Origin of the sequence: Rhizobium sp. NLR10b (assembly GCF_019685435.1) — a bacterium.
Lineage (GTDB): Bacteria > Pseudomonadota > Alphaproteobacteria > Rhizobiales > Rhizobiaceae > Rhizobium.
Map to the genome: position 1 here is coordinate 399,805 of NZ_JABDWV010000002.1, position 22,549 is coordinate 422,353.

23 protein-coding genes, 2 pseudogenes and 1 riboswitch are annotated in these 22,549 nt (G+C 60.7%); of the genes and pseudogenes, 15 read left to right on the plus strand and 10 right to left on the minus strand.

The window, feature by feature from the left end; translation table 11 throughout:
* Nucleotides 1–82: 82 nt before the first annotated feature.
* The 4 genes and pseudogenes from HJB91_RS31225 to HJB91_RS04465 all read right to left on the minus strand — a co-directional run.
* Nucleotides 83–1,102 carry a GlxA family transcriptional regulator gene (locus HJB91_RS31225; protein WP_041678677.1) on the minus strand — a complete coding sequence of 340 codons (1,020 nt, stop codon included), beginning with the start codon at nucleotides 1,100–1,102 and terminating at the stop codon, nucleotides 83–85.
* A 281-nt stretch (nucleotides 1,103–1,383) separates the two neighbouring features.
* Complete coding sequence (locus HJB91_RS04455) at nucleotides 1,384–1,584, minus strand: hypothetical protein (protein WP_064803254.1); 201 nt, start codon at nucleotides 1,582–1,584, stop codon at nucleotides 1,384–1,386.
* Between the two features lie 446 nt (nucleotides 1,585–2,030).
* Nucleotides 2,031–2,297: a hypothetical protein gene (locus tag HJB91_RS31110; RefSeq protein WP_311044434.1), complete on the minus strand. Its 267-nt coding sequence runs from the start codon at nucleotides 2,295–2,297 to the stop codon at nucleotides 2,031–2,033.
* A 217-nt stretch (nucleotides 2,298–2,514) separates the two neighbouring features.
* A pseudogene (locus HJB91_RS04465) lies at nucleotides 2,515–3,521 on the minus strand (alpha/beta hydrolase); the annotation flags it as partial.
* A gap of 143 nt (nucleotides 3,522–3,664) precedes the next feature.
* Here HJB91_RS04465 and HJB91_RS04470 point away from each other — a divergent pair.
* The 7 genes and pseudogenes from HJB91_RS04470 (at nucleotide 3,665) to HJB91_RS04495 (ending at nucleotide 8,452) form a co-directional block, all read left to right on the plus strand.
* Nucleotides 3,665–4,351, plus strand: a complete 687-nt coding sequence (locus HJB91_RS04470) for a TetR/AcrR family transcriptional regulator (protein ID WP_221153514.1) — start codon at nucleotides 3,665–3,667, stop codon at nucleotides 4,349–4,351.
* A 115-nt stretch (nucleotides 4,352–4,466) separates the two neighbouring features.
* Nucleotides 4,467–4,912 (plus strand): annotated as a pseudogene (locus HJB91_RS30580) (DUF1184 domain-containing protein).
* A 307-nt stretch (nucleotides 4,913–5,219) separates the two neighbouring features.
* On the plus strand, nucleotides 5,220–6,614 hold the full coding sequence (locus tag HJB91_RS04475) for a selenium-binding family protein (RefSeq protein ID WP_210630952.1): 1,395 nt from the start codon (nucleotides 5,220–5,222) through the stop codon (nucleotides 6,612–6,614).
* A gap of 36 nt (nucleotides 6,615–6,650) precedes the next feature.
* Entirely contained in the window at nucleotides 6,651–7,277 is a 627-nt protein-coding gene (locus tag HJB91_RS04480) for a hypothetical protein (protein WP_210630953.1), read from the plus strand.
* Between the two features lie 458 nt (nucleotides 7,278–7,735).
* Complete coding sequence (locus HJB91_RS04485; RefSeq protein ID WP_210630954.1) at nucleotides 7,736–7,969, plus strand: DUF2171 domain-containing protein; 234 nt, start codon at nucleotides 7,736–7,738, stop codon at nucleotides 7,967–7,969.
* A gap of 50 nt (nucleotides 7,970–8,019) precedes the next feature.
* Nucleotides 8,020–8,181, plus strand: coding sequence for a DUF2945 domain-containing protein (locus HJB91_RS04490; RefSeq protein ID WP_405048788.1), 162 nt, complete (start codon nucleotides 8,020–8,022; stop codon nucleotides 8,179–8,181).
* An 85-nt stretch (nucleotides 8,182–8,266) separates the two neighbouring features.
* Nucleotides 8,267–8,452 carry a DUF3008 family protein gene (locus HJB91_RS04495; protein ID WP_210630956.1) on the plus strand — a complete coding sequence of 62 codons (186 nt, stop codon included), beginning with the start codon at nucleotides 8,267–8,269 and terminating at the stop codon, nucleotides 8,450–8,452.
* A 23-nt stretch (nucleotides 8,453–8,475) separates the two neighbouring features.
* Here HJB91_RS04495 and HJB91_RS04500 read toward each other — a convergent pair whose 3' ends face one another.
* Nucleotides 8,476–9,195 carry an MgtC/SapB family protein gene (locus tag HJB91_RS04500; RefSeq protein ID WP_221145297.1) on the minus strand — a complete coding sequence of 240 codons (720 nt, stop codon included), beginning with the start codon at nucleotides 9,193–9,195 and terminating at the stop codon, nucleotides 8,476–8,478.
* 242 nt (nucleotides 9,196–9,437) lie between these two features.
* Between HJB91_RS04500 and greA the strand changes: the two genes are divergently transcribed.
* Nucleotides 9,438–9,920, plus strand: coding sequence for a transcription elongation factor GreA (gene greA / locus HJB91_RS04505; RefSeq protein WP_221153515.1), 483 nt, complete (start codon nucleotides 9,438–9,440; stop codon nucleotides 9,918–9,920).
* A 137-nt stretch (nucleotides 9,921–10,057) separates the two neighbouring features.
* Here greA and HJB91_RS04510 read toward each other — a convergent pair whose 3' ends face one another.
* On the minus strand, nucleotides 10,058–10,951 hold the full coding sequence (locus HJB91_RS04510) for a LysR family transcriptional regulator ArgP (protein WP_221145292.1): 894 nt from the start codon (nucleotides 10,949–10,951) through the stop codon (nucleotides 10,058–10,060).
* A gap of 100 nt (nucleotides 10,952–11,051) precedes the next feature.
* On the opposite strand from HJB91_RS04510, the gene HJB91_RS04515 reads away from it, so the two are divergent.
* Nucleotides 11,052–11,660 carry a LysE/ArgO family amino acid transporter gene (locus tag HJB91_RS04515; protein ID WP_221153516.1) on the plus strand — a complete coding sequence of 203 codons (609 nt, stop codon included), beginning with the start codon at nucleotides 11,052–11,054 and terminating at the stop codon, nucleotides 11,658–11,660.
* Between the two features lie 100 nt (nucleotides 11,661–11,760).
* Here HJB91_RS04515 and HJB91_RS04520 read toward each other — a convergent pair whose 3' ends face one another.
* Nucleotides 11,761–11,973, minus strand: coding sequence for a hypothetical protein (locus HJB91_RS04520; RefSeq protein ID WP_210630961.1), 213 nt, complete (start codon nucleotides 11,971–11,973; stop codon nucleotides 11,761–11,763).
* A 114-nt stretch (nucleotides 11,974–12,087) separates the two neighbouring features.
* Here HJB91_RS04520 and HJB91_RS04525 point away from each other — a divergent pair, with 114 nt between their 5' ends.
* Entirely contained in the window at nucleotides 12,088–12,987 is a 900-nt protein-coding gene (locus HJB91_RS04525) for a LysR family transcriptional regulator (RefSeq protein WP_210630962.1), read from the plus strand.
* Nucleotides 12,988–13,086: 99 nt separating this feature from the next.
* On the plus strand, nucleotides 13,087–13,242 hold the full coding sequence (locus tag HJB91_RS04530; protein ID WP_011425752.1) for an entericidin A/B family lipoprotein: 156 nt from the start codon (nucleotides 13,087–13,089) through the stop codon (nucleotides 13,240–13,242).
* Nucleotides 13,243–13,287: 45 nt separating this feature from the next.
* Here the strand turns inward: HJB91_RS04530 and HJB91_RS04535 are convergent, their stop codons facing one another.
* Nucleotides 13,288–13,635 carry a hypothetical protein gene (locus HJB91_RS04535; protein WP_210630963.1) on the minus strand — a complete coding sequence of 116 codons (348 nt, stop codon included), beginning with the start codon at nucleotides 13,633–13,635 and terminating at the stop codon, nucleotides 13,288–13,290.
* A 32-nt stretch (nucleotides 13,636–13,667) separates the two neighbouring features.
* On the minus strand, nucleotides 13,668–14,666 hold the full coding sequence (locus HJB91_RS04540) for a glycine betaine ABC transporter substrate-binding protein (protein ID WP_210630964.1): 999 nt from the start codon (nucleotides 14,664–14,666) through the stop codon (nucleotides 13,668–13,670).
* A gap of 646 nt (nucleotides 14,667–15,312) precedes the next feature.
* On the opposite strand from HJB91_RS04540, the gene HJB91_RS04545 reads away from it, so the two are divergent.
* The gene (locus HJB91_RS04545) at nucleotides 15,313–16,767 is read left to right on the plus strand and encodes a cobyric acid synthase (protein WP_221153517.1); all 1,455 of its coding nucleotides are present in this window, start codon (nucleotides 15,313–15,315) and stop codon (nucleotides 16,765–16,767) included.
* 266 nt (nucleotides 16,768–17,033) lie between these two features.
* Nucleotides 17,034–18,212 carry an adenylate/guanylate cyclase domain-containing protein gene (locus HJB91_RS04550; RefSeq protein ID WP_405048789.1) on the plus strand — a complete coding sequence of 393 codons (1,179 nt, stop codon included), beginning with the start codon at nucleotides 17,034–17,036 and terminating at the stop codon, nucleotides 18,210–18,212.
* A gap of 6 nt (nucleotides 18,213–18,218) precedes the next feature.
* Here the strand turns inward: HJB91_RS04550 and HJB91_RS04555 are convergent, their stop codons facing one another.
* Nucleotides 18,219–20,009: a chloride channel protein gene (locus HJB91_RS04555; RefSeq protein WP_221153518.1), complete on the minus strand. Its 1,791-nt coding sequence runs from the start codon at nucleotides 20,007–20,009 to the stop codon at nucleotides 18,219–18,221.
* 226 nt (nucleotides 20,010–20,235) lie between these two features.
* Nucleotides 20,236–20,633, plus strand: a riboswitch (cobalamin riboswitch).
* Nucleotides 20,634–20,964: 331 nt separating this feature from the next.
* On the opposite strand from HJB91_RS04555, the gene cobU reads away from it, so the two are divergent.
* Nucleotides 20,965–21,486 carry a bifunctional adenosylcobinamide kinase/adenosylcobinamide-phosphate guanylyltransferase gene (gene cobU / locus HJB91_RS04560; protein WP_221145282.1) on the plus strand — a complete coding sequence of 174 codons (522 nt, stop codon included), beginning with the start codon at nucleotides 20,965–20,967 and terminating at the stop codon, nucleotides 21,484–21,486.
* Nucleotides 21,487–21,492: 6 nt separating this feature from the next.
* Nucleotides 21,493–22,548 (plus strand): cobalamin biosynthesis protein CobW, encoded by a 1,056-nt coding sequence (gene cobW, locus HJB91_RS04565; RefSeq protein WP_221153519.1) that lies wholly within the window; start codon nucleotides 21,493–21,495, stop codon nucleotides 22,546–22,548.
* Nucleotide 22,549: the final 1 nt, after the last annotated feature.

A 22,549-nucleotide genomic window follows, 5' to 3' on the forward strand; every position in this document is an offset into this window, starting at 1 on the left:
TTCGCCCCGCAAGCGGGGAGAAGGGGCCGGCAGGCGGATGAGGGGCCGACACGGCCCTATCACTCGGCGACCTTCCGATGCCTCAAGCCGCAACAGCCTGTCTTGCCGTCGCCATGGTCATCTTGCGCTCGGCGCGTTCCTGCTGCGGTGAGCGGTGGTAGAGTTCGCGATAACACTTGGAGAAATGCGAGGCCGAGACGAAGCCGCAGGCGACGGCGACCTCGACGACGGGCATCGAGGACTGAACCAGCAGGTGGCGCGCGCGGTCAAGGCGAATTTCCAGATAGTAGCGGGCCGGCGAACGGCCCATCTCCTGGCGGAACAGCCGTTCGATCTGGCGTCGGGAGAGGCCGGCGCCATCGGCGATCTCGATCAGCGACAGCGGCTCGGCGAGATTGCCTTCCATCAGCTCGATGATCGACAGAACCTTGGCGTTCTGCACGCCAAGACGGGCGCGCAGCGGCAGGCGCTGGCGGTCGTGCGGGTTGCGCACGCGGTCGGTCAGGTGCTGCTCGCAGATGCGGTTGACGAGGCTTTCGCCGAAATCCTCGCCAATCAGGTTCAGCATCATGTCGAGCGAGGCGGTGCCGCCGGCGCAGGTATAGAGATTGCCGTCGACCTCGTAGAGGTCGGCATAGACCTCCGCCTGCGGAAAGGCTTCGGAAAAGCCTGGCAGGTTCTCCCAATGGATGGCGCAGCGTTTGCCGTTCAGGAGGCCGGCCTGAGCCAGCACATGCGCGCCCGTACAGAGGCTGCCGACGGCGACGCCGCGATTGTAGCATTCGCGCAGCCAGGCATTGACGGATTTATTGTTGAATTCCTCGATATCGATGCCGGAACAGACGAGCACCATGCCGGGACGGTTTTCGCCGCCCAGATGCCGGCGTTCCTCGGCGAGCGAGGAATTTGCCTCGATGCCGATGCCGCAGGAGGAATAGACCTTCTCTCCGTCGACCGAGGCGAGCCGCCAGGTATAGGCCTGATAGCCGAGCATGCGGTTGGCGATGCGCAAGGTGTCCACCGCTGCCGAAAAGGGCAGCATGGTGAATTGCGGTACCATAAAGAAGACCAGTGAGCGCTTCTTGATCTGCATCCTGTTCATAGCGAAATCCATGCTCGAGGGGCGATGACATATTCGTTGCGCGGAATGCGTCGCGCCGATGTCCTAAAAGCGACAGTGGCATGGAAAAATGCGGCCGGGAAGAGCAAATATGCGACATTGACCGGAATTTGACCGGTCAAATCGCCGATCGGGGCAGAAGACAGGCTACACGCGACTGATATTCGGGGCTGAAAACGGCTGGGAACGGCACAGCGGACAGGAAAAAGGCGGCGTTGCGCGAGGCAGACGCCGCCCTCATCTCAGGAGGAATGTCGCATTCATTACATGGTCCGGTGTTTGCTGTCGTCGGTGCTCGGCCAGCCGATATCCTTGCGGACGTCAAACGGCATGGCTTCGATTTCACGGGCGGTCCGCCAGCGCGTCCAGGCAAGCACGAGCTTGTGGGCGTAATGGCCCAGATCGAAGCGGCCTTCGCCGGAGGTGAGGGTCTTGCCACCACCCCGATAGGTGAGCGTGGTCATTATCCAGTTCCTTTCCTGGGTCAGGGACATGGTCGTCGATGGGAGGTTCGTCCATGTCCACGCTGTTAATATGGGCGTCGGGAACTCATCATTCAAACGAATAGAGCTTATGGATAGCATCAACGATATTGAATGATCTCGGCGCCTCCCGACAATGGACCTCGTGGCCTCTATTGTCGGTACCAAGCACTTTGAACCCTGCGAGCGGAAGTGGGCTCTGGATGCCGCTGGCGTCTCTCCGACAGACGGCAAGCTTTTTTCCCTTTGGAAATGGCAGTTGAGCAAGATCGTGCCGCGAAGGCCAATGCAGCGAGCTGAATTCTGTATGCGAGGGCGGAGTGATCAGTGCCGAGTGTCGAGATGGGGCAGCTCGTCGTCGAAATTCCCGTTGCTGCCGGCATCATAGGTGTTCACGCTTCGACCACCGCCTCGGGAACCGAACACCGTCAACTGCACCATGATGGCTCGTGCGCGTTCGACCGCAGCGTCATTGTCCGCGCCTGCAGCAACAGTCGGTGCTGTTCCAGATCGTTTCTTTCAAACGCTCCTGCACTGGCTTGGCCGCTTTCAGCAGACTGGGTAAAGCAGAAACGATGCTCGAAGAATCTCGCCGCCACGGCGTCCAGTACGGCAGCCTTAGTAGGGAAGACCTTGTACACGCTTGCCGGCGACTTTCCGATCAGTCGGGCAATATCGGTGACGTTCGTTTTCAATGGTCCGTATCGCCGGCACGCTGTGGTGGCGGTTTCGACAATGTGGGATCTCTCTTCTGCGCGTGACTCGATCGATGGATCAGGCGACTTTCCATTTGCGAGTCCTTTGGGCGTACGGCTTCGAATCCTATCGTCTCGAAGTGAAGCCCTGTCCGGCCGGTAAGTTGCCGGACAGGGGATTTCAGACGGATCCTCATCGCAGAATCCCGCTGAAGGCTCAGTACGAGATCTGCCCGTTGACGATCTTTCCATCATCGGAGGAAAGCTCCCGTTTCAGCGCATCGCGTGCCTCCGGACTGATGATGGCCACCGGAGCCGCAACGGCTACGCGCGCTGCCGAGCCGGCGAAGTTGGCCGCTGTCATCCCGATCTCATCGGCAACGCCTGCCTTTCCGCCCTCCAGGCTCTGCCCCGCCAGCCGCCGCCCGAGCATGCGCACGATCTCGGGACTGTCGGCGAAAGCGTTGTGGCCGAGCGGATCGCTGGTTGCGATGCCGCTCGTGTCGATCACGGAAACGCCGAGTTGGTCGAGAAGGGGTGCATAGGGTCTGAGATCGGTGCCGCCGACGCGGTTGACGCCACCCGACAGCCAGCCGGACACCTCCGGCGCCTTGTCGCGCGTCGATGTCAGGATCGCAAAGTGCGGCCTCTTCGGCCCCATTTCCGTGAACTGACGGCGAAACACGTCGATGTCGATGTCCGGGGATGCCAGGATGACATTCCTGACCTTGGACGGTATCGATTTCTCCCGCATGGCAACACCGCGCAGGGCCTCCGCTGCAAGCCAGCCTCCCATGGAGTGGGCCAGGATCGTCACGTCGTCGACGTCGGGACTTCTTGCAGCCTGAAGGATCAGATCCTCCAGGGCGCGGCGAGAATAATTTGCGCTCTCCCTGTCATAAAGGTAGTCGAAGACACGGCCTCTCGAGGGCCACGTGAAGAGGATTGGAGCCGCGTCGGTTCCGGAATCATGGACGATCTGCGCCAAGCGAAAGACCGCGTCGGCATAGGTGTTGTTGAAGCCATGGACGAAAATGAGCACCTGCCGCTTCGAGTTTCGATTCTTTCGGAACCAGTCACGCGCCTGTCGCTCCGATGGGACAGTGGAGACCCCGGTGACAGCGAACTCCTTTTCCGGGTTTTGGGGCAGGCGCGAGGGCCACTGCACCTCTCCGATCTTCCGATTGCGGTCGGGGGTATCGAAACGCAGACGCTGTTAAGCGTTTTCATCTGAATCTCCAATCTGGATGGGTTTCACGGGCGTTGCCCGATGTTGACAATGCCCACTTATTGTAGAGTGGACAATGTCAACATCGGGTCGATCACAAAATGTTGACATGGACAACATTGCAACCTAATGGATGAGTATGAGCAGGAACAACTCGACCGCAGATCAGCGCCCCTACCATCACGGGGATCTCCACAGGGCCATCGTAGATGCGGCCCTCGAAGTTCTAAGCGAATCCCAGAGCACGGAGTTCTCCCTCCGGGAGCTCGCCCGGCGGGCGGGCGTCAGCCATAATGCGCCCTATAAGCACTTCGCCGACAAGCGTGAGCTGCTGGCCGCCGTTTCGGCGGTAGGGTTCGAACTCCTGGCAGAGCGGATGGCCAAAGCCACCAGGGATCTTGGCAGTCCGCGGGAGCGACTGGCTGCCATGGCAGGCGCCTACGTCTGTGGCGGCGTTCATAATCCTGCGCTTTACAGATTGATGTTCGGCGGCTACCTGACGGGCCAGGATAGCGACCGTCCGGCGATAGAGAGGACCGCTGCCTACAGGATGAAAGCCCTGATCGTGGATGCGATGAGCGGCGGCGCCTTGGGGTGCGAGATTCCGCACACCGCCGAAAACGAAAGCAAACTCGACGGTGCCATCCTGGTGTTCTGGTCGCAGTTGCATGGCCTGACGCTCCTGTTGGTGGACCGTCTCGTGGGGCCAGCCGAAGCGCTACGCGAACTGACCGACAGTGTCTTGCAGGCGATGCTGAACGGATTGGCAAATTACATTCCGGCGATACCGCCAGGCGTGTGGGTAGGCCCTCCGCTCGCTGACTAGAGAGAATTCGCCACGCTCCCGACATGCCGACATCTGCCCGGCTTGCAGGATCGGCTGCTATAGCTTGGCATGGTGTCGTTATAGCCGTGCTAGCTTCCTTTAAGAGGACAAACTCTTGAGCGAATACCTATCTGCTCTGATGGGGCTCGCAGGCGTCGCGATCGGCAGCCTGACCTCCTTTGTTACCACTTGGACGACTCAGCGATCACAGGCCAGGGAAAAGCAGCGCGACGCCGAGATGGCCAAGCGCAAAAGGTTTTTTCCGATTTCATCGCTGAAGCCACACGGCTCTATGGTGACGCAATCAGCCACCAGAAGGACGACGTCTCCGATCTCGTCTTCTGTTACGCGTTAGTGGCCCAGATGCGGCTCTTTTCCACGCGCCCGGTTGTAGACGCGGCCGAGTTGGTGATGGAGAGGATTGTCGAGACTTATCTGGCTCCCAACCGCTCCCTCTCTGAGATCAAGGGTATGGCTAGATCAGGCGCATTGAACGTTCTACTCGAATTCGGCGAGGCGTGCCGGGTCGAGCTATCGGCAGATCGCCGCTCTGGTGGATAGTTTCGCCGATGAGATCAGCTTGCGAGCATTTCCTTGCGCGGATTGCTCGCAACAGTTCGAATCCCTGTCGCGCGCTCTCCCCACATACAGCGTATGAGGGAACGTCGTGACTGCGGCACGATCGATCGGTTCGGGCCTGAGCGCGCTCGCTACGATCGTCGTGTATATCCAATTTTGGCGGTAAGGCGCTTCAAGCGTTCAATCGAAGAAATAAGGCCGATAGGCCGTATTTCCGACGCGTTTTTGCCGCATCAACAGAGCCTGCATCAGGATCCACGCATGGGGAATACCAGCAGGGAGAATGGAGATGGCGACGTGGCGACCCGATCCTTCCTTCTATCCATCACCGCGCATGGCGGCCAAGGCTCCAAAGGAAACGCTCGCCTATGTTGCAGCGTTCGACCCAGAGCGAAGGCGACCGGATGCAATCGCCGTCGTCGACGTCGACCCGGCGTCTTCAAGCTATTCGCAGATTGTCGGACAGGTCGAGATGCCAAACCTTGGCGACGAGCTTCACCATTTCGGCTGGAATGCCTGCTCGTCCTGTCTTTGCCCCAATGCGCCGCATCCGCATGTCGAGCGGCGGTATCTGGTGGTGCCGGGCTTGCGGTCCTCGCGTCTGCACATCATCGACACCAAGCCGGATCCGCGCAATCCCAAGATCATTCGCGTGATCGAGCCTTCGGAGATTGCCGAGAAGGCGAACTATTCCCGGTTGCACACGACCCACTGCGGACCCGAGGGAATTTACATCAATGCGCTCGCCGATCGCGACGGCAAGGCGCCAGGCGGCATCTTCCTCTTGGATCACCAGAGTTTCGACGTGCTCGGGCAGTGGGAAATGGATCGTGGGCCGCAGAAGCTTGCCTATGATTTCTGGTGGCATCTCGGTCACGATACGATGATCACCAGCGAATGGGGCACGCCGGATACATTCGAGAACGGGCTGGTTCCCGAGGTGTTGCTCGGCTCGAAATATGGCCGCCGATTGCATTTCTGGGATCTGCACAAGCGCAAGCACCTGCAAGAGATCGATTTCGGCGAGGAGCACCAGCTCGTCTTCGAGCTGCGCCCGGCTCATGATCCGACCAAGGCCTATGGTTTTGTCGGCTGTGTCATCAGCCTCAAGGACCTCTCGGCCTCGATCTGGACATGGTATCGCGATGGAGACCGGTGGGCTGTGAGGAAAGTGATCGAGATTCCGGCGGAGCCGGCGGACCCGGATTTGCTACCTCCCGTACTCAAGGGGTTCAGCGCCGTGGCGCCGCTCGTTACTGACATCGACCTGTCGATGGACGACCGTTTTCTCTACGTCTCGTGTTGGGGCACCGGCGATATGATCCAGTATGACGTTTCCGATCCCTTCGCGCCGAAAGAAACGGGCCGAGTGCGGATCGGCGGGATCGTTTCGCGTACCTCCCATCCGAAGGCTGTAAACGGAGCGCTGAACGGTGGGCCACAGATGGTGGAGATCAGCCGCGACGGCAAGCGGATCTATTTCACCAATTCGCTCTATGGCGCCATCGATCCGCAATTCTACCCTGACGGCATCGACGGATGGATGGTCAAACTCGATGTCGGCGACGGTGGCGGCATCGCCTTCGACGAGAACTTTTTCGTCGACTGGCCGAAGGGCCACCGCCCGCATCAGGTCCGCCTCGAAGGCGGCGACTGCTCGTCCGATTCCTATTGTTATCCATAGGGAGGAGGAGGCGACAGTGCGGTCTTCTCAGGGCGAATGACGACCGTCTGGCCATGGCTTTCGATTGTCGGTCTCGGCGCCTTTCACGGCATTAATCCGGCGATGGGCTGGCTCTTTGCGGTCGCCCTGGGGCTTCACCGCCAGAGCCGCCGGATCGTCTGGTTGTCGCTTGCTCCAATTGCCGTGGGTCATGCCATCTCCGCCGCTCTCACACTGGTGGTGGTCGTCACATTCGGCGCGGTATTAGAGCCGCACCATTTCAGGCTCGTCGCGGCACTGCTCATTCTCAGCGTCGCTGCCTACGGCGTGCTTTACGGGCACCGCCCCCGGGTGAGGGTCGGCATGCGCGCCGGCATGGCAGGCCTTGGCCTCTGGTCCTTCCTGATGGCAACGAGCCACGGGGCGGGCTTGATGCTGGTTCCCGCGGTACTCAGCCTATGCGTGGCGGATCGAGCGGGAGATCTTGCAACCGCGAGTTCGCTGCCGATCGCGCTTGCCGCCGTTGCCGTACATGGCGCGGCAATGCTGGCCGTCGTCGCGGTGGTGGCGATCGCCGTCTTCGAATGGCTCGGCCTTGCGGCACTCCGCTCGGCATGGATCAACTTTGATCGCCTCTGGACCGTGGCGCTGAGCGCGACCGGCATCGTGCTTCTCGTCCAATGAACCTGTGCTGTGACCGCGGTCGTGGGCGGGGACGCGCCCAATCTTGCGCCTTCACGTCGCTGATGTAACCGCGGACATCGGTGGCCGGCTCGGTGTAGGCATCGCCGAGCGTCTATTCCATGTTTGGGACGTAGGATCTTGGCGTCGTCCTCCTGGGGTAAGGCCGAGAAGCAATTGTCGATCGTGTAATGAAGAGTGCCCCAGGTAGCCGCGGGAAAACGGTTAGCGCAGCGCTCAGCCTTGCCCCTCACTCCAATGAGCCAAACTGAGCTGACATGCCGAACCACAGCCAACTGGAATTTTCCCGGCGCGATCTGCTATCTCGCCGGTCGCCGCACTCGTTGTCACGGGGGATGAAGCATTCAACTGCACCTTCGGTATGCGGCGATATGGCTTGGAACCAACTCCGTTCCCCATCGTTGCGACAGGTAACTGCCAGTGACGCAAAGGAGGAAATGATGATTTCCGCAGACCAGATCCGTGAACATATGGAAGTTCTGACGGCTGACGGCACCCACGTCGGGACGGTGGATCATCTTGATGGTCCGACCCGCATCAAGTTGACGAAGTCCGACTCGGAGGACGGCAAACACCATCTGATCCCGATTGACTGGGTCGATCACGTCGATGCCCATGTCCACCTGTCGAAGAACGCCAGAGATGTCCGCAGCCAGTGGGCAACCATCAATTGAGGAGTGGCAGGCTGCGGCTCAGGTCGCAGCTTCCTCTCCAAGGAGCCGCCATGACGCGACAATTGCAGAAGGGCGACAAAGTGAGCTGGGATACCAGCCAGGGAAGCACCGAGGACAGAGTGACCAGTAAACAGACCAGCCAGACGAAGATCAAGTGCCATATGGTGAAGGCGTCGGCGGAAAGCCCGCGATATATCGTTCGAGAGCGATAAATCGGGGAAGTGCGCCGCTCACAAGTCTGAGGAACTCAGGAAACATTGATGTCGGCATGCCTCGTCTGGACGAGAGGAGATTGAAATGCCAGCCAAATCCAAGGCCCAGCAAAAGGCGGCGGGCGCCGCACTTTCAGCCAAACGCGGAGAGACGCCCAAGAAAGAACTCAAGGGTGCTTCGAAGCAGATGGAAAAAAGCATGAGCGAAAAACAGCTCGAGGAATTCGCATCGACCAAGACAAAGGGCAAACCCCAGCATGTTTCCAAATGATCGTGCGACAGCCTGCGAGTTCGTTACGTCGAAGTCGAATGCATGGAAAATCCTGCGACATGATAGGACTCTGAAACAGCATCGAAAATCGCGCGGGCGGAGGCGTCGCGGTTTTTGGACATCCATCGCAGTTCGAACGTGACGCCAGGGCGGCCCTCGCTGGTCTGTCCAAAAGAAACGAACAGCGCAACGCAACCTAGCGGTCCAAGCACCTCCGATAATTCCGGCAAGTCGGCTTCGGAGCTGTGAATGACGAGTGTTGCCTTCTGTTCGCAACGCAGCCACATATCCAGCTGCTTCATTGGCGACAAGACGATGAAGGCGACGGCGGTCGCCACCGTCCCGGTCAGGATCTGGCCACCGCCGAAGCAGAGACCGACGACGGTCATGAACCACATGGTAGCGGCCGTGGTGACGCCGGTCATCGTGTCGCCACGTCTCAGAATCGCGCCGCCGCCGATGAAGCCGACGCCCGTCAGCACGCCGAGGGGAAAGCGCAGGACGTCCATCTGCGTGAAATAACTAAAGGTTTTTCCGTAGGTCGATAGAAGGAGGTTTGCCTGGATCATCGCCAGGCAGGCGGCAAGAGCCACCAGGATAGTAGTCCTGAAGCCCGCCGGGTGACCGCCGCGCTCGCGATCGAGGCCAATCAGTCCGCCCGCGATCACCGTCAGTATGATCCGCAAGGCGATCTCCCACCAGCTTGGCGTCAGCGGCATCGCTTCCGTCAGGAATGAAGGCATGGTCTGATCCTGACTGTGTCGCCGCTCTTTCGCTGCTGGCCGGGCATTCGTTCCTCCTGCGCTACAGTGCATCCGGTTGAGATAAACGCGGTGTCGGCCCGGACGTTCCCGGGGCGCCTCTGGGCCGTAGACGTTTGCAACAGGGCAAGATTGGCGGTTTGTCGGCCATCGGTGTATGGTTCCGGAGTGGGACCATCCACACTAACCATAAGAGCGCGTAGCGTCTAAAATGGAGTCATTGATTGGCTGTTGCCTTCACCAAGGAAGAGAGTTTCGAAACCGCTTCGGAAACCCTGTTGCCGGACCGGGCAATTTCGCTGCATCCGAACCTCGTCACGCAAGCCGGGTTGAAGGCTCTCGAACTGCAGTTTCAACAGGCGCGCACGGCCTATGATGCGACGAGCGCCATCGAAGACGTAAACGAACGGCGGCGCCAAGCTGCCAATCCTTTGCGTGATCTCCGATACTTATCGGCCAGACTTCGCACGGCCCAACTCATGCCTGACCCAACGTCAGCCGACGTGGTTGCCTTCGGCAGTACGGTCACTTTCAGCCGCGACGACGGACGCGTGCAGACATATCGGCTCGTCGGCGAAGACGAAGCAGATCCCAAGGCCGGATCGATTTCCTACGTCTCTCCGGTGGCGCAGCTGCTGATGGGGAGGGCTGTCGGCGATGTGATGGAGACAAGCGGCCAGGAGCTGGAGATCATCGCCATCTCCTAGAGAAGCTCGTCAAAGCGAGCGGATCGGTACTAAGAATTTCGTCGAACCTCGGCAGCCGCACGGCCTACGTGTGATCGCTCCAATCGAAGAGTATCTCTGCCGCGGTGGAGCCTGAAGAAGAGGCATGCCTGACGGAATTAAAGACAGCGCTTCGCCACGGCGACGACTTCGCGCGTCAACTCCGCCAGGCGGTCGGCGGCGAGGCGGTTTATCTGCCAGTAGAGTGGGACGTCCAGCGGCGTGTCGGCAACAAGCTCGACCAGCCGTCCTGATGCGAAATGTTCGCGGGTGAGCTGGGTCGGATTCATTCCCCATCCCATGCCGGAAAGGGTGGCCTCGACGAAGCTTTGCGGCGAGGGCAGCCAATGTGTGGGGTAGTCCAGATCTTGGCCGAAAGTCTGCCTTACCCAGTTGCTTTGAAGCCTGTCCTTCTGGTTGAAGGTCAGGGCCGGAGCGTTGCGGATCGCCTCCGACGTCACGCCGTCCGGGAAGTGGCGGGCGACAAAATCGGGTGTCGCGGTGGCGTTGTAACGGAGAGTTCCAAGCGCGAAACGCCGGCATCCCCGGATCGGCTTCTCCAGGCTGGTGACGGCTGCGATCACCCGTCCTCGCTGCAGCCATTCGGCGGTGTGATCCTGGTCGTCGACGGCGACATTCAACAGATAGGACGAGGTTTTGGAGAAATTCGACATGGCCTCCACGAACCATGTGCCGAGGCTGTCGGCGTTGGTCGCGATCTGAAGCGTGACCCTTTGGCGTGGCTCGTCGGGATCGACAAGAGCCGGCAGCTGCCCGAAAAGCTCGGCCTCGAGCATGCCGACATTCTCGATGTGGCGACAGAGCCATTCACCCTTTTCGGTTGCGGTACAGGGGGTGCCTCTGGCGATCAGGATGACGCCGAGGCGTTCTTCGAGCTGCTTGACCCGCTGCGAGACCGCCGAAGGCGTCACGTTCAACAGGGTCGCCGCCCTTTCGAAGCTGCCGGTCTGGGCGACGGTTGCAACGGCGCGAAGAGCGGGATAGTCGAGCATGGATTAATTTCTCTTAATTGGGATAAGACAGATTAATTAGACTAAGCCAATTTCAGGCGATACCGCAACTTCATCGAAGCTGAGACGTGTTGCTGAAACGATGAATTTTTCGATTTATGTTACAGGCCTGATGATGGGGCTCAGCCTGATCGTGGCGATCGGCGCGCAGAACGCCTTCATCCTTCGCCAGGGCCTGCGCCATGAACATGTCTTCGCCGTCTGCCTCACCTGCGCCTTATCCGACGCGGCACTGATCATGCTCGGCGTCACCAGCCTCCAGCAGATCGTCGGCTTCGTGCCCTGGCTCGATCCGGTCATGCGGTACGGGGGAGCCGCGTTTCTGGCCTGGTACGGAGCCAAGAGCCTCTATTCCGCCTTACGGTCGTCCGCTGTGCTGACAGCGGCGGAAGCCGAAACGACAGGCTTTTGCCGTACGCTTGCGACCTGCCTCGCGCTGACCTGGCTCAATCCGCATGTCTACCTCGACACGGTGGTGCTGCTCGGTACGATATCGACGCGGTATCCGGGGCAGCAGGCTTCGTTTGCCGCAGGCGCCGTGACCGGCTCCTTCCTGTTTTTCTTTGCGCTCGGATATGGCGCAATGTGGCTGCGGCCAATCTTCTCCAGGCCAGCCTCCTGGCGGATGCTCGAGACGCTCGTCGCGGCGACGATGTGGATTATAGCTTTCAAGCTGATAGGTGGGATATGAGCCGATCGCCGTGAGGCCATCGGCCCGGGCCCGTGTTGCCGAGTTCGACGGCAATGTCGTCCGAAGACCTGAGTGTCCTGATCCCATCCAGAGATCGGCATTATGCACGCGATTCCACGATCCTCAGAACCCGCTTCGGTCGAGCGACCGAGTTGAGGGGCGGCAATTCCATTTCACGCTGGCAATCAGCCAGCAGGTGCGACGGAAATCGCTTCAACTCCCGCAGCGCATGTTCGTGGTTCGCATCCCTGCGCCGATGCGACTTGAATGCTGAAAGGGCTTGTAGGATATTCCAGGTGCTTGATTGCGCCATGTCGAGCCTCCTTTGCTGCGCTAGTTGGCGACACGCTGACTATGGGGAGCGATTGACATTCAATCAAACAAAATGATATGCGGTTAAAGATCAGAAAAATTGAAAGATGCGACGATGAGCCTTCCCTTTCGCCGTCCCATTCCTTTGCTTGACAACGATGTGCTGCGTACCTTCGTCGCCATCGCCGAGACGGGCAATTTTTCCACTGCCGCCGAAGCGGTGTTCCGCACGCCGTCAGCAGTGTCGATGCAGATCAAGAAGCTCGAGGAACAGCTCGGCGCGACCCTGTTTTTGCGCGACGCCCGCTCGGTGACGCTGACACGCCACGGCGAGATGCTGCTTTCCTACGCCCGCAACATCCTCGCCCTGTCGAACGAGGCGGTGTCGCGCTTCATCATGCCGGAGCTCACCGGTGTCGTCAGGCTCGGCGCGCCTGAAGATATCGGCGAGCGGCTGCTGCCGAGGATCCTCAAGAGTTTTGCCGAAAGCTATCCCGGCATCATGGTCGACGTGACGATCGACATGAGCGTCGGGCTGAAGAAGCGCATGGAGGAGCAGCGGCTCGACCTGGCGCTGATCAACTGCGCGACGCGGCCGTTTCCGACCGGTGGCGAAGTGGTGTTTCGCGAGCGGCTGGTCTGGGCCGGCGCAAGGTGCGGTTCGGCGCATCGGCGCGATCCCCTGCCGATTTCGATCTGGGAGGACGGCTGCATCTGGCGCCAGGAGGCGCTATCGCAGCTCGAACGCAACAAGCGGCCGTATCGCGTCGCCTATCTCAGCGGCCACACGATGGCGCAACGCGCCGCCGTGCTTTCCGATCTCGCCATCGCGCCGCTGCCGCTCTCCTATGTCAGCGAGGACATGTCGATCCTCGGGCTGCAGGAAGGGCTGCCGGAGCTCGGCTCCTTCGATATCCGGCTGCTGACCGCCTCGCAGATGTCTGGACCGATCGAGACGGTGGCCGACAGCATCCGCAGTGCTTTCGCCGAGAGAGCGAAGGCGGTCGCCGCCTGAGGACGTCTTTCTCCCGCTGAACCTTTTGTTCCTTTGTGCGTTATCGGCGCGGATGGCACGAGTGCCGTTCGGGGTTGATTTCAAACAAGGATATTCGAAATGACGACAACGGCCAAAATTGCCGCAGCCTTCATGGTTCTTCTTGCTCTTTCCTCCTGCGGCAACACGATCCGCGGCATGGGGAAAGATACGGCGAACGCCGTCAACGCCACACAGGACGCCGGTCGCTCGGTCGACAGGGCTGCGAGGAAGTAATCGGCCGGCAGCTTTGCCGGGCTGAACGGGCCATCCGCGGCCGGATCAAGGCACCGGAGGATATGCCTTTTCGAGGCCGCCGGATCGGCTGAGACCGGTCCGGAAGGCTTGGTAGGCGGGATGCTGGCTCGAGCGAGCGGTTTCCATCAGTCGTATCTGCAGGCGATCCGGCGCCTGGGTCCCGAGCCATGATCCAAGGTTTTCAAGCTTCAGCGAGTTCAGGAAATGCGACTTCGCCGCAAGGTCGAGATGGCGCCGCAGGCCGTCGAGCAGGTTGTCGTCCTGGGCGGCATTTTCCATGAGCAAAGCCAGATATGATTTATCGGCTTCCGATAGCGCGGCGAGCTTTTCCGCAACGGTATCGCGGTCGGGAAAGGGAACGTTGCCTGTCATTCGAATCGTCCGATGGTAGGTGCCATCTGCCGTTATAGGCTCGCTTTGACTTTTTCGGCTACATCGGCGGGCACCCATTTCACCCACAAGTTCTCGTAATTGCGCAGGAAATAGATAGCGGCATCCTCATTGCTTTCGCGATTTTCATCCTGCCAGGCGAGCACCTGGTTGATCGTCTCATTGTCCCATTTGCGGGTCTTGAGATAGGTCGTGACAGGTCCGGCGCGGCTGGCGAAAGACCTGGTCATCAGCGTGAAGGCGCGCGAGACCGGATAGGAATTGAGCTCAGGCCTGATGCAGCCGGCAACCGCAGTGCAGCGATCCCATTCGGCCTTGTTGTGACTGACGCCGAAGCTCAGCCGCGTCATGTCGTACTTGCCGAGGATGGCGGTCGGCGCCCAGTAATAACCGAGCCAGCCGATCTTATTGTCGAAAGCCCGGGCGATCGAGGCATCGAGCCGCTGGGGACTGCCGGTCTCGACAAGTTCGAAGCCCTTTTTGTCGGCGGCCAGGGCCTTGAAGAGGTTGGTGGTCGATATCTGGCAGCTCCAGTCGGCGGGACAGTTGTAAACCGCGCCTTTCGACGGATCATCCTCGGCAGGAAAGAGCTCTGGGTGCTTCAGCGCGTCCTCGACCGAGCGAATATCGGGATTGGCGTCGGCAATGAATTTTGGGATAAACCAACCCTCGACCGCGCCATCGGCGAGTATCTCGGCGCCCTGCACCAGCCGGCCGGTATTGACGGCCTGATCGAGCAGAGCCCTGACGGAGTTGATCCAGTATTCCGATGCGATATCGGGGGTGCCTTTCTCATTCATCGAGGCGAAGGTCGGAAGGGTGTCGCCGTCGACGATGGTGACGGAACAGCCGTAGCCGTTTTCCAGGATAAACTTGTCGAAGTTTGCGGCAATGCCGGCCGAGGCCCATTTCATCTCGGCGATCGATACTTTGCCGCATTCGGCGGCTTCGGCCGGCACGATCGCGCTCAAAAGAGCCGCGGCAAAGACGGCCGAAATCAAAAGCGTCTTCATCGTCTTCCCCGAATTCTTCTTAGACAACGTGCTGCCGGGATTCACCTGGGGCGATCCCGCAACAGGCGTTTCCCGTTCACGGGCGCCGTCCCACCGGCTCCGGCAACTCGTCGCAGACCATGTTTAGCAATGGCTTATTTTGTCGAAGCCTACGCGTTCGCTCGGAGAAATCAACCGTCTTCTGCTCGTGGTTGCGGAACTAAATTATTGAATTCGAAGAATATAGTTCGCAGCTAATATTTCCCCAGATCGAAAATTGACGCCGTCTGGGAACGCCGGCGCAGTGGCGGCGGAAATTCCGCCGTGCAGATCAAAAAAAGTCAAAATTAACATTTGCGTAAGCCTTCAATAACTCTCCGGTAAGAATGTGCCGTTATCAGTTGGGATGTAGCGGCAACGACCGCTGCTTCTCCGGTTCAGGTAGTGCGTACCGGAGAAAGCGAGCTTCGCCGTGTAGGGGCGAAGGCGCCTGAGTTTTCGGCAAACCGCGCAGAGCCAAGGCCTGCGCGGTTTTCGCGCTTTCGCGAGAATATCCGAAGTCTTGACCCGGGATCGGCGGCCATTGTAGGCCTCCGGCTAGTGCATCGGCCCGAAAAAATCTGAATCGATTTTCGGAAGCGCGGTGCCCTAGGGAAAGGCGGCCGCCATGGCAAGAGCGATCATGCTGCAGGGAACCGGCTCGGATGTCGGCAAGACGGTGTTGGTGGCGGGTCTCTGTCGGCTGGCGGCCAATGCCGGGCTCACCGTGCGGCCATTCAAGCCGCAGAATATGTCGAACAACGCGGCGGTCGCCGATGACGGCGGCGAGATCGGCCGGGCGCAATGGCTGCAGTCGCTCGCCGCCCGCACGCCGCCTTCGGTGCATATGAACCCGGTGCTGCTCAAACCGCAATCGGAAAGCGGCAGCCAGATCATCGTGCAGGGCAGGGTGTTCGGGCAGGCGAAGGGGCGGGATTATCAGCGGCTGAAGCCGCAACTGCTCGGCGCCGTGCTCGAAAGCTTCGAAAAGGTGTCTGCCGGCGCCGATCTCGTCGTCGTCGAGGGTGCCGGCTCGCCGGCAGAAATCAATCTCAGAGCCGGCGACATCGCCAATATGGGCTTTGCGACGAAAGCGGGCGTGCCCGTCGTGCTCGTCGGCGATATTGATCGCGGCGGCGTCATCGCCTCGCTGGTCGGTACGCAGGCGATCCTCGACGAGGGCGATAGAGCGATGATCGCGGGCTATCTCATCAACAAGTTCCGCGGCGACGTCTCGCTCTTCGACGACGGCATCCGCGCCATCGAATGTTTCACCGGTTGGCCCTGCTTCGGCGTCGTGCCGTGGCTGCAGGCTGCCGCGCGCCTGCCGGCCGAGGATTCGGTCGTCCTCGAACGACTGGCGAGGGGCGGTGCCGGAGCGCTGAAGATTGCCGTGCCGATGCTGCCGCGCATTTCCAATTTCGATGATCTCGATCCGCTGAAGGCGGAGGCGGATGTCGAGTTGGTATTCGTGCGCTCAGGCGAGCGGCTGCCTGCCGATGCGAGCCTCGTCATTCTTCCGGGCTCGAAATCGACGATAGCGGACCTCGCCGATCTCAGAATTAAAGGCTGGGACCGCGATCTTGCGGCGCATGTCCGGCGCGGCGGCCGGGTGATCGGCATCTGCGGCGGCTACCAGATGCTCGGACGCACGGTCCGCGATCCGCTGGCAATCGAGGGCGGAACCTCCGAGGCGCCGGGGCTGGCGCTGCTCGACGTCGAGACCGAGATGGCGTCGGAGAAGACCGTGCGCAACAGCCAGGCCCGCTCGACCGAATATGACGTGCCGCTTGCCGGCTACCAGATCCATCTCGGCGTCACCGGCGGCCCGGATTGTATCAGGCCTTCGGCGATCATCGACGGTGCGCCCGACGGGGCGCTTTCGGCCGACGGCCGGATCATGGGCACCTACCTGCACGGGCTCTTCGGCAGTGACGCCTACCGCACCCGACTGCTGGAAAGCTTTGGGTTATCGGGCGGGCGGACGAATTATCGTCAAGGCGTGGAGCAGGCGCTCGATGAGATCGCCGGGGAATTGCAACGTTGCCTCGACCCACACTGGCTGGCCGGGCTGATTGATTAGCCGCCACCCATCAAGGCCGCGCCTGCGGTTTCGCGTCTCAGGGTGCGGCGCGTTGAAGAAGGTCGCGCAAGGGGCCATTTGAGAGTACCGGATTTCGCTGCCAATCAGAAAGGCCGAGAGAGGCCCGCTCGAAAACACGTTGGCCGGAGGTCGGAGTCTCAGAGGATAGGCGCATCTTCGGTCGTGCTGCATTACTTAATTCGCTCAAGAGTAGAATCGCGATGCGAAGCAGGCTAATAAAAGGTTGTTGATCCTCACGCGGAGGCTTGGAAATTAAAGATCATATCCAGTGGGTTATAGAGCAGGGAATCACCAGCGAGCATATTGGTGATCTCGTCGCCGGCCTGTGTGAACGGCTGATTGCGGACGGGTTTCCGATCTGGCGGGCAAGCATCCGCATGCCGTCCCTGCATCCGATGTATCGCGGCGTCGCGGCCAATTTCATGCGGGGCGGTGAGACTGTTCTCGAGAATGCGGAGCACGGCAGCGAGACCGAGCGCAACTTCGAGAAGACGCCGATATTCTATCTTCTGAACCGCGGTGAGAAGACGGGGCGATGGAACCTGGCGAAAGGCGAGGGTCTCCACTATGGCGAGCTCCACGAATTTGCGCTTGCCGGTGGCACGGACCATGTGGTCAATCTTTTCGAGTTCCCGAAGGAAGTCGCGCTGCGCGGGCTCGGTTTCTCTCTGACGAGCGATTCTCCGGGCGGATTTTCAGATGATCAGCTGGCGATCATCGATGAACTGTTCCCAGCGCTGGGGCTTGCCGCTTACCGTGTCGCGGTTTCCAAGACCGCGACCGATATCCTCGCCGTCTATACCGGCGCCAGGACGAGCGCGCGCATCCTTGCCGGTGAAACCCGCAGGGGAATGGGCGGCTCCATCGATGCTGCCATCCTGCTTGCCGACCTCCGCAACTTCACGGCGCTGACCGAGGCCTATCAGCCGGGGGAGATCGTCGGCTTTCTCAACGAGCACTTCGAACTGATCGACCGGCACGTCGAGGAAAATTCCGGCGAGATCCTCAAGTTCATGGGCGATAGCGTGTTGGCAATCTTTCCGACGGACGCCGAGGATCCGCAAAGGGCTTGCAAGGCCGCATTGGCTTCGGCGCAGAACCTGCTGAGGGCAAACGAGGAGCTCAATCGCGAACGGACGCTGGATGGTGGCCCCGATATCGGTATTGATGTCGTCTTGCATCTCGGCGAGGTTTTTTACGGAAATGTCGGCGCCCAGGGCCGGCTGGACTTCACCGTGATCGGCAGGGCCGTCAACGAGGCGTCGCGGCTTGAAAAGCTGTGCGGAACGCTTGAGCAGCCCCTGCTGTTGTCAGAAAGCTTCGCAGCGACCTGCGCCGTGCCCTGCGACTATCTCGGCGCTTTCGATCTGCGCGGCGTTTCGAAGAGAGCCGACGTTTACAGGCTTGCCCGCGCCGCTTCTTAGGCTCGCTCAAATCTCGCCCGACACCTCGCGGCGGCGCCGGTCGAGTTCTTCGCTGTAGCGGCGCAGCGTGTGGCTTTCGCTGAGCTGTCCCACCACCTTGCGCTCGATCAGATTGTTGACGACGGCGAGCGCTTCGCTTTCGCTCCTGTCGAAGATCGCCGCCGCCTGCTTTGCATTCATCTGCGGCTGCAGGAAATCATTGCGGTAGCGGACGAAATCGGCAAGCCTCTGGCTCTCGTCCTGGGCGTCGGTCGGATTGGCGTAGATCTCGGGCACGAGCACGAGGCCAGCATATTTTTCGTTCTCCTCTGTGAGAATGACGCGTTGGGTTGAGCCGATCGGGAAGGCCTTCTTGAAGTCTTCCAGCGAGATATCGGCCTTTGCCGTCTTCACGTCGGCGCGCATCAGCTTGTTCACCGTCAGATTGCGGATCCAGCCAACGTCGTGGGCGCTGCGGATGCTTTCGCCGCGCAGGTGGAAGCGCCATGTGGCGAAGGAGTAGCCGAAGGTCGAGCGCACGACGAGCGAGGAGGTGATGACGGCGGCAAGAACCAGTGCCGTGATCGGGAAATCGCCAGTGATTTCGAGCGCCAGAAAGGTCATCGTCAATGGCCCGCCAATGACGGCGACCGCCAGGGAACTCATCCCGACCACGGCATAAATGACCGGCGTCAATGTCGCATCGGCGAAATAGGGGCCGCAATAAGCAAAGAGCTTGCCGAGCAGGGCGCCCATGAACAGCGAGGCGAAGAACAGCCCGCCTCTGAAACCGGAGCCGATCGAGATCGCCGAGGCAAGGGATTTCAGGAGGAAGAGACCGATCAGCGCCGGGATTGCCACGTCGCGGGAGAGGTTCAGATGCAGCGCGCCGTGGCCAGCCGAGAGCACCTGCGGCGAAATCATCGCCAGAAGCCCGACGATAATGCCGCCGAGCGCCGGGCGAAAGGGCGGGGCAATCGAGCTTTTGCGCGCCACCTCCTCGACGAAGGCCACGCCCTGCATGAGGAGAATGCCAACGCCGGCGCAGAAGACGCCGAGCAGCAGCGCCGGGATATAATCGGCCGGCACGACCGAGCCGAAGCTGCCGATATCGATGGTGAAATCGCCCTCGGCAAGCAACCTTGCGATGAGGGTTGAAACGAGGGCGGAGACGACGACCGGGGTCAACGACACGATGGTGTAGGTGCCGATGATCAGCTCGAAGGCGTAGAAGGCGCCCGTCAGCGGCGCGTTGAAAGCGGCGGCGATGGCGCCGGCCGCGCCGCAACCGACGAGTATGCGCAGGTCCGAGCGGCGCAGCTGCAGCTTGAGGCCGAATTTGGAGGCAATGCCGGCGGCGAGCTGGGTATAGCCGGCCTCCAGACCGACGGAGGCGCCGAAGCCGTTGGAGATCAGGTTCTGTACGGCAACGATGATGCTGTCGGTCAACGAGAGGCGGCCGCCATGCAGCGCATTCGCCTCGATCGGGTCGACCATCGGTTTCTTGCGCCGTTTGGCGAGGACCAGAAGCAGCAGGCCGAGCAGGGTACCGCCGATGACCGGGGCGGTAAGCAGCAGCATCTTGTCCTCGATGACCGACGCGCTCAACCTTTCGCTGTCGGCGATGCCGAAAACTAGCTGGTGCAACTCGTTGGAGACATAGCTCATGCCGGTCACGGCAAGACCCGAGGCGATGCCGACGATGGCGCCTGCCAGCGACAAGCCAACTTCGCTGCGGCGCGTCAGGGCGCGCAGCCGGCCCGGATCGAAGAAAACACGCAGCGTGCGCAGGCGGCGCCGATCCAATTTCATAAGCATGGCTAGACAACTAGGCGATGAGAGGCCGGGTCAAGGGCGGAGGTGCAGTCGCCTTGCAACGCAATTGCGGCGAAAAGCCGACGGTCGGGTCAAATATTTATGACGTAAGCCGCTGATAATAGACGATATTTCCGGTAGGGTCAGTGGTGTTGGCCGATCTTTTGCGCAGTCTGGAGCTGGAGCGGTTTCGAAGGTCGGTTGACTTCACCCCCCGGCTTGCCTAACCATCCCAGGGATAACGGATGGTTCCGGATCGGCATTTCGCCTTCCGGATGAAAAGGGAATGTGACGGGGCGGACCCACATCGGGCGCATTCATCACAGCCGACCGCGCGACTGTAGAGCGGTCAGGGTCTTCCATCCGGCATCGAACCCTTTCGGCCGGCGGGCTGCAATCGTGCAGGCGGGCGGGATGGGCGGCATGCCGGAAAAGCCACTGGAAATGCATGGTGATCAACCGGGGTCGGACGCCTCTATCTCTACGAATCGTCCACCTTTTCACCGAGGCAGCCGGGAAGGCGAGGCAGATCCGCTGGCACGATCAGGGGCGACCGGACTTCCGGTTCGCCCCGATCGCCGCCGATAACCGCGAGCCAGGAGACCTGCCTTCCGTGCCGGGCGAAAAGCCCAACCCTGGGCAAGAGACCCGCTGCCAGCACGGAGGTTGTTTTGGCTGAACGATTGAATTCAGCGCCGCCTCTGGTGGTGCGCTTGGAAGTTGACTTGCAGATGCCGCCGCCGTCCGGCACGGGGCCGCTGGGAAGGAGTTTCCTTTCCTCCCTCATTCCTGTGCTTGTCACAGGAATCCAGCGGGCCCAAGTCCTTGGGCACAGGAGAATCCCTTCACGGCAGCATAGAATTATTCACGGCGCCGACGCGCCGTGGCTGGATTCCTATGACAAGCACAGGAATGAGGTGGGGCGGGGTACCGCATCCGGTCATAGGACTGTCTGGGCATGACGGCTGCCCCCTCCCACACCCTCATCCTCGGCGGCGCCCGTTCCGGCAAATCCCGTTTTGCCGAAAATCTCGTTATGGCAAGCGGCGACGAGCGCCACTACCTCGCCACCGGCCGTGCCTGGGACGAGGAGATGCAGACGCGTATTGCCCAGCACAAGGCCGATCGCGGCCCTTCCTGGACGACGCATGAGGAGCCGCTCGATCTTCTCGGCGTGCTTGCCGCGATCGACGGCGAGGGGCGCATTGTGCTTGTCGATTGCCTGACTCTCTGGGTGACCAACCTGATGATGGCGGAGCGCGAGATGGCTGTGGAATTTGCCGCGCTCGCTGATTTCCTGCCTGGCGCCAAGGCGCGGCTGGTCTTCGTTTCCAACGAGGTTGGCCTCGGCATCGTGCCTGACAATCGGATGGCGCGCGATTTTCGCGATCATGCCGGACGGCTGCACCAAATAATCGCGGCGCAGGCCGACGAAGTCTATTTCATCGCGGCCGGTCTGCCGCTGAAAATGAAGGGTTGAAGTTCCATGATCCAGCAGAAAATCCCCGCAACCGTCATCACCGGCTTCCTTGGCGCCGGCAAGACGACGATGATCCGCAACCTGCTCACCAATGCCGGCGGCAAAAAGATTGCGCTTATCATCAACGAATTCGGCGATCTCGGTGTCGATGGCGAGGTGCTGAAGGGCTGCGGCGCGGAGAATTGCAGCGAGGACGACATTATCGAGCTCACCAATGGCTGCATCTGCTGCACCGTCGCCGACGATTTCATTCCAACGATGACGAAGCTCCTGGAGCGCGAACAGCGGCCTGACCATATCGTCATCGAAACCTCCGGCCTCGCCCTGCCGCAGCCGCTGGTCTCCGCCTTCAACTGGCCTGATATCCGCACCCAGGTGACCGTCGACGGCGTCATTACGGTTGTCGACAGTGCGGCCGTTGCCGCCGGCCGTTTCGCCGATGACCATGCTGCTGTCGAGGCGGCGCGCGTCGAGGACGACTCGCTCGATCACGAGAGCCCGATCGAGGAGCTGTTCGAAGACCAGCTCACATGCGCCGATCTCATCGTCCTCAACAAGACCGACCTGATCGATGGGGATGGCCTGGGCCGCGTGAAGAACGAAGTCGCCTCCCGCATCGCCCGCAAGCCGGTCATGATCGAGGCCAGGAATGGCGAGGTGCCGGCAGGCGTGTTGCTCGGCCTCGGCATCGGCGCGGAAGACGATATCGCCAACCGCAAATCCCATCACGAGCTGGAGCACGAGGATGGGGCGCCACACGACCACGACGAGTTCGACAGCTTCGTTGTCGAACTCGGCGCTGTTTCCGATCCGACAGGCTTTGTCGAGAAGCTGAAGGGCATCATCGCCGAGCATGATGTGCTGCGCCTCAAGGGCTTCATCGACGTCTCGGGCAAGCCCATGCGCCTGCAACTGCAGGCCGTCGGCAGCCGCATCGACCAGTATTTCGACCGCGCCTGGGCAGCGGGCGAGGCGCGCCGCACGCGCCTCGTCGTCATCGGCTTGCACGAAATGAACCAGGGCGCGGTGCGCAAGGCGATTGAAGCGCTCGTTCAAGGATAAT

Excerpts from the sequence above, each read along its gene's own strand:
- HJB91_RS04470 (WP_221153514.1), top strand. The coding sequence starts at position 3,665 with ATGAGCAGGAACAACTCGACCGCAGATCAGCGCCCCTACCATCACGGG.
- HJB91_RS04530 (WP_011425752.1), top strand. The coding sequence starts at position 13,087 with ATGACGACAACGGCCAAAATTGCCGCAGCCTTCATGGTTCTTCTTGCT.
- HJB91_RS04515 (WP_221153516.1), top strand. The coding sequence starts at position 11,052 with ATGAATTTTTCGATTTATGTTACAGGCCTGATGATGGGGCTCAGCCTG.
- HJB91_RS04535 (WP_210630963.1), bottom strand. The coding sequence starts at position 13,635 with ATGACAGGCAACGTTCCCTTTCCCGACCGCGATACCGTTGCGGAAAAG.
- HJB91_RS04480 (WP_210630953.1), top strand. The coding sequence starts at position 6,651 with ATGACGACCGTCTGGCCATGGCTTTCGATTGTCGGTCTCGGCGCCTTT.
- HJB91_RS04545 (WP_221153517.1), top strand. The coding sequence starts at position 15,313 with ATGGCAAGAGCGATCATGCTGCAGGGAACCGGCTCGGATGTCGGCAAG.
- cobU (WP_221145282.1), top strand. The coding sequence starts at position 20,965 with ATGACGGCTGCCCCCTCCCACACCCTCATCCTCGGCGGCGCCCGTTCC.
- HJB91_RS04540 (WP_210630964.1), bottom strand. The coding sequence starts at position 14,666 with ATGAAGACGCTTTTGATTTCGGCCGTCTTTGCCGCGGCTCTTTTGAGC.
- HJB91_RS04475 (WP_210630952.1), top strand. The coding sequence starts at position 5,220 with ATGGCGACGTGGCGACCCGATCCTTCCTTCTATCCATCACCGCGCATG.
- HJB91_RS04455 (WP_064803254.1), bottom strand. The coding sequence starts at position 1,584 with ATGACCACGCTCACCTATCGGGGTGGTGGCAAGACCCTCACCTCCGGC.
- HJB91_RS04495 (WP_210630956.1), top strand. The coding sequence starts at position 8,267 with ATGCCAGCCAAATCCAAGGCCCAGCAAAAGGCGGCGGGCGCCGCACTT.
- HJB91_RS04555 (WP_221153518.1), bottom strand. The coding sequence starts at position 20,009 with ATGCTTATGAAATTGGATCGGCGCCGCCTGCGCACGCTGCGTGTTTTC.
- HJB91_RS04500 (WP_221145297.1), bottom strand. The coding sequence starts at position 9,195 with ATGCCTTCATTCCTGACGGAAGCGATGCCGCTGACGCCAAGCTGGTGG.
- HJB91_RS04520 (WP_210630961.1), bottom strand. The coding sequence starts at position 11,973 with ATGGCGCAATCAAGCACCTGGAATATCCTACAAGCCCTTTCAGCATTC.
- HJB91_RS04525 (WP_210630962.1), top strand. The coding sequence starts at position 12,088 with ATGAGCCTTCCCTTTCGCCGTCCCATTCCTTTGCTTGACAACGATGTG.
- HJB91_RS04510 (WP_221145292.1), bottom strand. The coding sequence starts at position 10,951 with ATGCTCGACTATCCCGCTCTTCGCGCCGTTGCAACCGTCGCCCAGACC.
- HJB91_RS04490 (WP_405048788.1), top strand. The coding sequence starts at position 8,020 with ATGACGCGACAATTGCAGAAGGGCGACAAAGTGAGCTGGGATACCAGC.
- HJB91_RS04485 (WP_210630954.1), top strand. The coding sequence starts at position 7,736 with ATGATTTCCGCAGACCAGATCCGTGAACATATGGAAGTTCTGACGGCT.
- HJB91_RS31225 (WP_041678677.1), bottom strand. The coding sequence starts at position 1,102 with ATGAACAGGATGCAGATCAAGAAGCGCTCACTGGTCTTCTTTATGGTA.
- cobW (WP_221153519.1), top strand. The coding sequence starts at position 21,493 with ATGATCCAGCAGAAAATCCCCGCAACCGTCATCACCGGCTTCCTTGGC.